We start from the raw sequence: 8470 nt of genomic DNA on the forward strand, positions 1-8470 counted from the left end.
CTCTGTGAGTTTTCAGTCGGGTAAGGACAGTGTGTTACCACACCATCCTCCCCTAAGAACCGTACTTGAGAGTCACCCCTCATACGGCTCAAGCCTCTCAACGGCCTTAATATGACCGAGCCTCACTACAGGGAAATCGATCGGTGGCGGCGCTTCAGGTAAGCGTTCCATATCGGATCATAGGGATTCACTGCACTACGTATTTTAATGTGCCTTACGATCAGAACTGTCGCTGCTGAAAACAACCGCAACCGTTGACTTATGCCATTAACCCGATCATCAGACGCAAACACCCAGTGCCTTGTCCCTTCGACGTGGAAGTATTTTTTCTTTACCCATTTTGCACCTTTCATGGCGTGCCTTCGCACAGCCCATCGCCACAGAATTTGCCAAATTTGATGGTCTATCCATGTAAAACGGGCCTTAGACACAATATGGCGATGATACATCGCCCAACCTCGAATCACCGGATTGAGATTCAGAATCAGATTCGCCTGTGTCGCTGACTTGTTTCCATTCACTATTTTCTGGATCTTATCTAAAAGCGCCTTCACGCTTTTACGGGCAGGGGTAATCAGTAGTTTGCCCGAATACTTACGTATATTTTGGCCCAGGAAATCGAAACCTTGTGCAATATGCGTGATCCTAGTCTTTTCGTCTGAGAGCTCCAGACCCCGCGCCCTCAAGAACGCCTCAATTGCCGGGCGAACTTGATGCTGCAAGACCTCTTTCGAAGCTCCCGTCACGATGAAGTCATCAGCATATCTCACGACGTGGATTTTAAACGGGCGTCGTGGCGTATCCTTCGGGGATACGCTTATATTGACTGCCCGCTCCAGTCCATCCAACGTCAAATTCGCCAACACAGGGGAGATGATTCCGCCTTGCGGCGTACCGGCCTCGGTAGCGAATAAGGTTCCTTTCTCTACATACCCTGCTTCAAGCCATTTACGCAGCACAACTTTATCCATAGTGATGTTTCGGAGCAGCCAATCGTGACTAATGTTGTCGAAACAGCCACGAATGTCGCCCTCCAACACCCATGTAGCGGATGTTCGCTTTGCGAGTGCATTGAAACAATGTGCAATGGCGTCTGCGGTTGAACGCTCAGGTCTGAAACCATAGGAGTTCGGGTCTGCTCGGGTTTCCGCAACAGGTTCCAGTGCTAGCTTCCATAAGGATTGCATCGCTCTGTCTCGCATTGTCGGTATCCCTAGAGGACGCTTCTTTCCATTGCTCTTAGGTATGTAGATACGTCTTAGCGGTTGCGGTTGATAACCGCGATGCTTCAACGTCAGTGCTCCTTTTAATTTGGCGGCCGGAGTCGACCATATCTTGCCGTCGATCCCCGGTGTTCTTTTACCTCGATTTTCTGTCACTCCTTTTACAGCAAGCATTTTGCTGTAAAAGGAGCGGGTTAGCAGGCGCTGCAAGGCTTTCACTTTGCCCCACCTACCTTCCTGTGTTGCCTTAGCGATACGCACTTGGAGTCGCCTCACGTTCTTCTCTATATGACACCAGTCTGTCCGGAGCCATACAGGTTCCGCGTGCGAAGGTGCACCAATATCAAAAATAGGCGTTTTTTCGCTGTTTTCTGATACTGTCATCTGCTTTCCCTCGTTAAACAATTTTACAAGTTATCTCGCCATGAAAGACCTCGTGGAAGTCTGCTCACTTTCGCGCCGGATGATGTTTCAATCCGTATTCCCTCGATTACAGAGAGACCTTCGCTTTTTCCACATTCCTTTACCCGCAGCGTTAACAACGTTCCTCACGGTTCGCCTGCCGATTATGGCGACACTGCGGGCTTACCCTGTTCCACATGTATTTCAGAGCGGGGCGGACCTCTCTATTTCGCCGGCGGTATAACATTCACGATGAGCTATTGGCTAGAGCCCATACTTGCCCGCACACCTTTTGGTTCAAGCCTATCAGCATCTTTGGCTTGTCTGGCATGACGACGTTTATAAGAGATTCACATTTGTTGGTCGTAGCCGCTCGTCCCTAGCCCCTGTCCGCCTTGATGCTGGCAGATTATGTCTTACCTCACGGATCGACATACCGAAATGTCGGCGGTTACATTGTCCCCGAAGCTTCGCACGGTGCTGTTACCGGCTCCGCACGTCCGGGTAGGGAACGGTTGGTGAAACAACCGGTTTCGTCAGGTAACGTACCCTGCGAAACAGAAATACATGCGACTTTCAGGTCGCACAGCCAAAATGCCACTGATTCCCTTTTTTGGTTTGGTGCATCTCTGGATCACGCTCACCTGCCTTGTTCTTGGTGGAACTTGGGGCTTCGATAATAGTGGCGTCCATCAACGTACCCTCCTTAACGATGATCCCAGCCTCCGTCAGCCAAGCGTTAACGTCTTCAAAAATATGACGGGCTAAATCATGACGCTCCAGCAAATGCCTGAAATTCATGATGGTTGTGTGGTCAGGTATAGGCTTGTTTAACGATAGTCCTGTGAAAAGCCTCATCGAGGCTATTTCATACAAAGCATCTTCCATGGCTGGATCGCTCAAGCTATACCACTGCTGAATGCAATGAATACGGAGCATCGTGGGTAAAAGATAAGGTCTACGACCGTTACCTGCTTTTGGATAGTGGGGTTCAATGATAGCTTCAAGACGTTTCCATGGGATCAGCTTATCCATCCTGCCTAGAAACTTCTCTTTACGTGTCTGGCGGCGTTTGTGCTGATACTCACTATCGGCAAAGGATAATTGCTGTTCCATCTTCAATCTCTTCAGGTTTTGATTAGCCTGAATTATCTCATGTGGAGGGACTTAATAGCATCTTCTTTAGAGGAAGCAGGAAAGAGAGATTTAGCCGTTTTGAGCGCACCTTTTTGATGTTTGCTTCGAACGGTTTTTTTGTGGATGTATGCGATTTTGCTATCGCGGAAACCGCTGAATCTGATTTTGCAGATTTACCCGACGTCTTGTTGCTCTTAAGTGCGCCAGTTACGTCGATTTTGGCATCAATCAACTACTGCATCTCATCAATAACGGCATCATCAGGCAGGTTCGATATAGCAGGGGTTTACCTGCTTCCTTTTTAACGACTACCTCATTGAGCAGTGCAGCTAACATGAATCTAGGAGTGTTCAGGAATTTGTTGCGGTAGAACGTGCGGAGTGGAACAGAAGAGAAGGTACCGATGGGGAAAGCGGATTTAATATCGTTGTATGCGATCCATCGTTCAGAGAACTTACCTGTGGCAGAGTTCTTGATAATCTGAAAGTCGAGATTGGATGATGTATCGATAGCGATCTTGTAAGAGATCTTAGAGGTGTTGGTTAGTGATGGGCAGGTGGATGTCTCGATTGGGTTAAACGTTTGTTTGAATTTTGGTATGAAAATCTCCTTACATGTCTATTCATAGTAAGGTGGTTAGATTTTCGAATTTTTGGCTTTCTATCTTTTTTTAGCAAATGTTAACTATACTCAATATATATTCTTGTGAGGGGTAGAAATGAATAGAGGAGTTTCTATTAAAAAGCAGGTTTTAGCAGTAACATTTATATCCTTCATCATCGGGTTTGTTAGTCTAATTGCTGTTGTTGAAATAGTTGAATCCCATGCGAGAAGACAGGTAGCTTTGGATGTTGAACGTGATATGAGAATTGCTTGGGATCAGCTCGAGCGATTAGGCAGCCATTTCCATATCAAAAATGGTGTACTTCATCTTGATAATCACTCGCTATCGGGGCGGCTGGATATAGTCGATAGAATCACAGAATTAGTCGGAGGGACGGCGACTATTTTTAGCGGTGATTTAAGGGTAGCTACGTCAATCAATCTTACCAATGGAAGACGTGCTACTGGAACGCGACTCGCAAAAAAATGAAGCCTATACAAGTATCTTTGAGAATAAAAAACCTTTCAGGGGGTTTGTGGATATTATAGGAGTGAATTATTTTACAGCTTACGATCCCATATTGGATTCTGAGAAAAACGTGATTGGAATCCTTTATGTGGGAAGAGAAACCGAGAGTTATTTCAGTCCCATTCAAAAAGTAGAACTTAGCATTTCTTTAATTGTGCTGATTTCCGCGATTCTTGGTGCTTTTCTAACCTTTCTAAGTAGCCGATTAATTATCTCTAAAGCGCATATTGACAGTCTTACCCGAGTGCTGAATAGGAAAGTGGGTGAAGAGTCTTTACAAAAAGCGTTAGTGCGTACTTTTGAAAATAGAAATAAATTATCTATTGCGTTTATCGATTTAGATGGATTCAAAGCTGTAAATGATAAATTTGGCTATGTCGTAGGTGATGAAGTTTTAAAGTCGATCGCTAAAGTACTCAAGTGTGTAGTTAGAAAGTCTGATCATTTAGTTAGATGGGGAGGAGACGAATTTTTAATGATTTTTGAGGAGACATCTAAGGATGAGGCTTATGAAATATTGAAAAGAGTTATAGAAGATCAATCTATCCTTCCAAAGCTTCCTGATGATTCAATTCAAACGCTTAGTATTGGGATTGCGGGTGTAGATAGGCATGATGAGCTAATAGATATCGATCAGTTAGTTACTGCAGCTGACTACATGATGTATCAATCGAAAAATGGTGGAAGGAACCAGATTTCAATGTAAGGTTTTTAACGTTTAAATGTCGGTAGCTATCAGTAACATTGTTTTTTCTCGATGGTTAGTGGATAGGTGATTTAAGTAATTGTATATATTTATTTGTGTGATCCAGGAAGCTAGGGGTTATTGTCAAACATGATAGATGGAGAAGCTAAGCAATTAGCTCACAAAAAGTTCTGGAGTGCTTGGGTACCCCTGTCCTTTGTTGGATTTATAGTCATTTATTTAGCTCTTTATTTGCTGAATGATTTTCAAAATAAGAAAACTGCTGCAGAAATAAAGGTTACCCTTCAGCAAGCTGAAAAATATATCAATGAATATTTTCATTCGGTACACAATGATTTACAGCTTTTGGTCAACAATCCGATTACTGAAGATTTTATTGATTCACAAGCTTCAATAGTGGAACCGAATGCTATTCAATCTATGTTCAAAAGTATGGCCCAGAGTCATGATAGTTATGATCAAATAAGATTGCTTTCCAAGGATGGAATGGAGTTAATAAGAGTTGATAATAAAGATGGTGTTGTGTTTGTTACAAGCAAAGAAGACCTCCAAAACAAGTCTGATAGATACTATTTCAAAGAAAGCTTGTCACTCCGACAAGGTGAAGTTTATATCTCAAGGCTTGACTTGAATGTTGAAAACAAGGTGATAGAAGTCCCTTATGAACCGGTGATCAGATTTGTTTCGCCTATAGTAGATAGTAAGCGAAATGTTGTAGCTTATATTGTGATTAATCTTCTGGGAAATGAAGTTTTATCATACTTGCATGAGATTATAGAAGCTCAAGGTAAAGCTTATTTAGTACTGAATTCTGACGGATATCAGCTGCATACAAGCAATGAAAAAGAGTCAGCTTGGGGTTTTATGTTTGGTGCCAAGGAAAACTTTGCCATTAGAAACCCTAATATTTGGTCAAAGATTCTAAGTGCCGATTATGGTGAGTTTGAAAGTGATTTGGGTCGTATTCATTATAGAGTTATCAATAAACAAGTTACTAATATTAGAAATAGGTTAGAAGGCACGCTGAATTCATGGTCTGTTATTGTTATTAGCAATGAGAGCTGGGTGAGCTCAGAGTTTTTTAATGATCATTTGAGCTATTTATCTCCATTACTGCTCGTATTTCCATTTGGGGCTGTGTTGTTGTGGTTTTGGGCTAAAGCTTCTGCTGGTCGAAGTTTGGCTGAGGAACGTCTGAGAAATATAAATGTTGAACTTGAAAATAAGGTGAGTGTTAGAACTAAGGAGTTAGAGCTGACGCGAGAAGCTACAATTTTGAGTTTAGCCACGCTAGCTGAAACTAGGGATAATGAAACAGGCCAACATATTAGGCGAACACAACGATATGCTAAATTGCTGGCTAAGGAGCTACAAGCTCATCCGGATTTTGTAAATGTTATTACAGATGATTTTATAAATGAAATTTTCAGATCTGCACCGCTTCATGATATAGGAAAAGTAGGGATTCCTGATCAAATATTATTGAAGCCAGGTAAGCTTACAGAAGAAGAATTTAAGGTGATGCAGCAGCATACGGTGCTTGGAAGTAATGCACTGGAAGAGGCTATTATAACCATTTCTGTGACAAATCCATCTAGCAAGGCAATGACATTTCTACACTTAGCTAGGGATATAGCTCATTATCATCATGAGCGTTGGGATGGGAGCGGTTATCCTAAAGGCCTTGCAGGTGAATCAATTCCACTATGTGCTCGAATTATGGCCGTCGTTGATGTGTATGATGCCCTAGTGTCAAAACGTGTCTATAAAGACGCATTTACCAAGGGGAAAGCTGAGAAGATTATACTTCATGAAAGTGCTGGACACTTTGATCCAAGGGTTATTAAAGCGTTTGAATCAATCCGGGATCAGTTCTGGAAAATTAGACGAAACTTTTCAGATATAGAGTAGTTTTATAATGGATTTGTAAACCTGTGCCCCTTGTTCGAGTGAGCTAATTTAGTGAGTTATGTGCTCTTGTATCCACGTACTTTATCTATGATCTTATGATTTCACAGTTGCTGAAAGTTAATTTTTGAATTATTAACGTGTACATTAAAAGTGTATGAGGTTTAATGATTGTATTCTCCTGATTATGGTGTGAGATAATGAAGCAAGAATCAATCCCGGTCATTGATCAGACTTTTATGGGCATAGAAGTTGATGTGGGGAGAGCTGCCCATACAGTGACAAAAGCTCTGGACTACGTTGGAATTGATGACAAAAGCCATGGTCGTCGTGTAGGGTTGATTTCGCATCGGTTGGCACATGGTTTGGGCTGGAATAAAGAGCGTAGACATTTCGCGTTGATTGCAGGAATGCTCCATGACTGCGGAGTTTCATCTACGTCAGTTCACAAGAAACTGATTGCTGAATTGGAGTGGGATGGGGCAGAAGAACATTGTATTAGAGGCCAGTACTTCCTAAATAGCTTTGATCCTTTCAAAAGATATTCAGACACAATTAGGCACCATCATACCCGTTGGGAGCATTTGCCACCATCCTTGGATGAATCAGTAAAAGAATATTCAAACCTAATTTATCTTGCAGACCGATTAGATGTGATTTATGCATCTTACATTTCAGAAAACCCATTACATCTAGTGTTATTAGAAAAAAATAATATTCTGGATAAGCTACGTCCGTACATTGGTACATTGTTTTCAGAATCCAACTTTCACGCGTTGGAGATTGCTGCAAAAAGAGACAGTTTTTGGCTAGACCTCAGGGATGAATATTTGGATGATTCAATTTTTGAGGTTTTATCATCAGGTGATTATAAAATCTCTTTGGCCTTTGAAGATATCGAGGCGTTAGGGGAGTTAATTTCTCAGATTGTTGATGCTAAAAGCCCATTTACTCATTATCACAGTATTAGAGTGGCTGATATAGCATTTAGAATGGCGGATTTATTGGGGCTAGATGATTTCACTAAAAGGATTCTTCGTATTACGGGTTTACTTCATGATGTTGGTAAATTAAGAACTCCTGATGAGATTCTCGAAAAACCAGGAGGCTTGTCTCCAGAAGAGCTCGCGCAGATGCATAGCCACCCCCATGATAGCAAGCGTGTATTAAAAGGATTGTTCCCTGATACACCAATTGCGAAATGGGCTTCTCAGCATCATGAAAAGCTGGATGGAAGTGGTTATCCATATGGTTGGTCAAATGAACAGATCGATTTGCCAACACGCATTCTTTCAATTTCAGATATATTTCAAGCACTCAGCCAGAAGAGACCATATAGAGGGCGTCTGACAGTAAAAGAAGTACTCACTATTATGGATGATATGGTCAGTGGTGGGCAGTTAGATAGAGATGTATACAGCGTTTTGAAAGATAACCAAAATGATTTCTATGAGCTGGCTATTAAAGAAGGAACAGAAAATTTTAGCCGATTCTAAGGCTGGCCTGTAATTAAATTAAAAATTTTAACTATTTAATTTGCCGTGACATAATTCCAATTATTTTGATCAAACACCCCTCAATTTCACAGGCTTAGCCCGTGATTTCACCATATCTTCATTACCTTCCTGCTTATGATTCATCTCTTGTGCTTTTCGAATTCTCTCAGCAAGCGAAGTTAGCTTATCTCTTTGTTCAGCAGCTTTCTCTTCAGGCGTGCTTTGAGTTGCCAAACGAGAACGATCTAACCGTGTTCCTAACACAGTAAACGAACGAAGAGTGCAGTGTGGTGAAGGCGAATCTGTATCAGTATCCATCTCAGCAATCCATGCGTAGTAGATGTATAGAAAGGGGGAATAAAGGAAAGTAGTTGGAGTGAAAGGATTCGAACCTACGACCCTCTGGTCCCAAACCAGATGGGCTACCAGGCTGCGCTACACTCCGAATGAAGTACTAATACAGTAG

5 protein-coding genes, 1 tRNA gene and 2 pseudogenes are annotated in these 8470 nt (G+C 42.1%); 4 read left to right on the top strand and 4 right to left on the bottom strand.

What is annotated here, in order from left to right; all coding sequences use genetic code 11:
- Positions 1-125 precede the first annotated feature (125 nt).
- On the bottom strand, positions 126-1607 hold the full coding sequence (gene ltrA, locus B4K11_RS03485; RefSeq protein WP_292955639.1) for a group II intron reverse transcriptase/maturase: 1482 nt from the start codon (positions 1605-1607) through the stop codon (positions 126-128).
- 606 nt (positions 1608-2213) lie between these two features.
- Positions 2214-2741: pseudogene (locus B4K11_RS03490) on the bottom strand (IS5 family transposase); the annotation flags it as partial.
- A gap of 883 nt (positions 2742-3624) precedes the next feature.
- On the opposite strand from B4K11_RS03490, the pseudogene B4K11_RS18595 reads away from it, so the two are divergent.
- From B4K11_RS18595 to B4K11_RS03510, 4 genes and pseudogenes are all read left to right on the top strand, one after another.
- Positions 3625-3964, top strand: a pseudogene (locus B4K11_RS18595) (cache domain-containing protein); the annotation flags it as partial.
- A gap of 84 nt (positions 3965-4048) precedes the next feature.
- The gene (locus tag B4K11_RS03500) at positions 4049-4600 is read left to right on the top strand and encodes a GGDEF domain-containing protein (RefSeq protein ID WP_414689279.1); all 552 of its coding nucleotides are present in this window, start codon (positions 4049-4051) and stop codon (positions 4598-4600) included.
- A gap of 129 nt (positions 4601-4729) precedes the next feature.
- Positions 4730-6511 (top strand): HD domain-containing phosphohydrolase, encoded by a 1782-nt coding sequence (locus B4K11_RS03505; protein WP_292955629.1) that lies wholly within the window; start codon positions 4730-4732, stop codon positions 6509-6511.
- A gap of 197 nt (positions 6512-6708) precedes the next feature.
- Complete coding sequence (locus B4K11_RS03510; RefSeq protein ID WP_292955627.1) at positions 6709-8004, top strand: HD-GYP domain-containing protein; 1296 nt, start codon at positions 6709-6711, stop codon at positions 8002-8004.
- Positions 8005-8073: 69 nt separating this feature from the next.
- Here B4K11_RS03510 and B4K11_RS03515 read toward each other — a convergent pair whose 3' ends face one another.
- Positions 8074-8322, bottom strand: coding sequence for a hypothetical protein (locus B4K11_RS03515; protein ID WP_292959237.1), 249 nt, complete (start codon positions 8320-8322; stop codon positions 8074-8076).
- A 53-nt stretch (positions 8323-8375) separates the two neighbouring features.
- Positions 8376-8449, bottom strand: a tRNA-Pro gene (locus B4K11_RS03520).
- Between the last annotated feature and the right edge of the window lie 21 nt (positions 8450-8470).

The sequence above is a fragment of the Neptuniibacter sp. UBA6509 genome (genome assembly GCA_002435145.1).
In the GTDB taxonomy this organism is placed as follows: Bacteria; Pseudomonadota; Gammaproteobacteria; order Pseudomonadales; family Balneatricaceae; genus Neptuniibacter.

Coding starts and splice junctions, on each gene's coding strand:
- ltrA (WP_292955639.1), bottom strand. CDS start 1,607: ATGACAGTATCAGAAAACAGCGAAAAAACGCCTATTTTTGATATTGGT.
- B4K11_RS03505 (WP_292955629.1), top strand. CDS start 4,730: ATGATAGATGGAGAAGCTAAGCAATTAGCTCACAAAAAGTTCTGGAGT.
- B4K11_RS03510 (WP_292955627.1), top strand. CDS start 6,709: ATGAAGCAAGAATCAATCCCGGTCATTGATCAGACTTTTATGGGCATA.
- B4K11_RS03515 (WP_292959237.1), bottom strand. CDS start 8,322: ATGGATACTGATACAGATTCGCCTTCACCACACTGCACTCTTCGTTCG.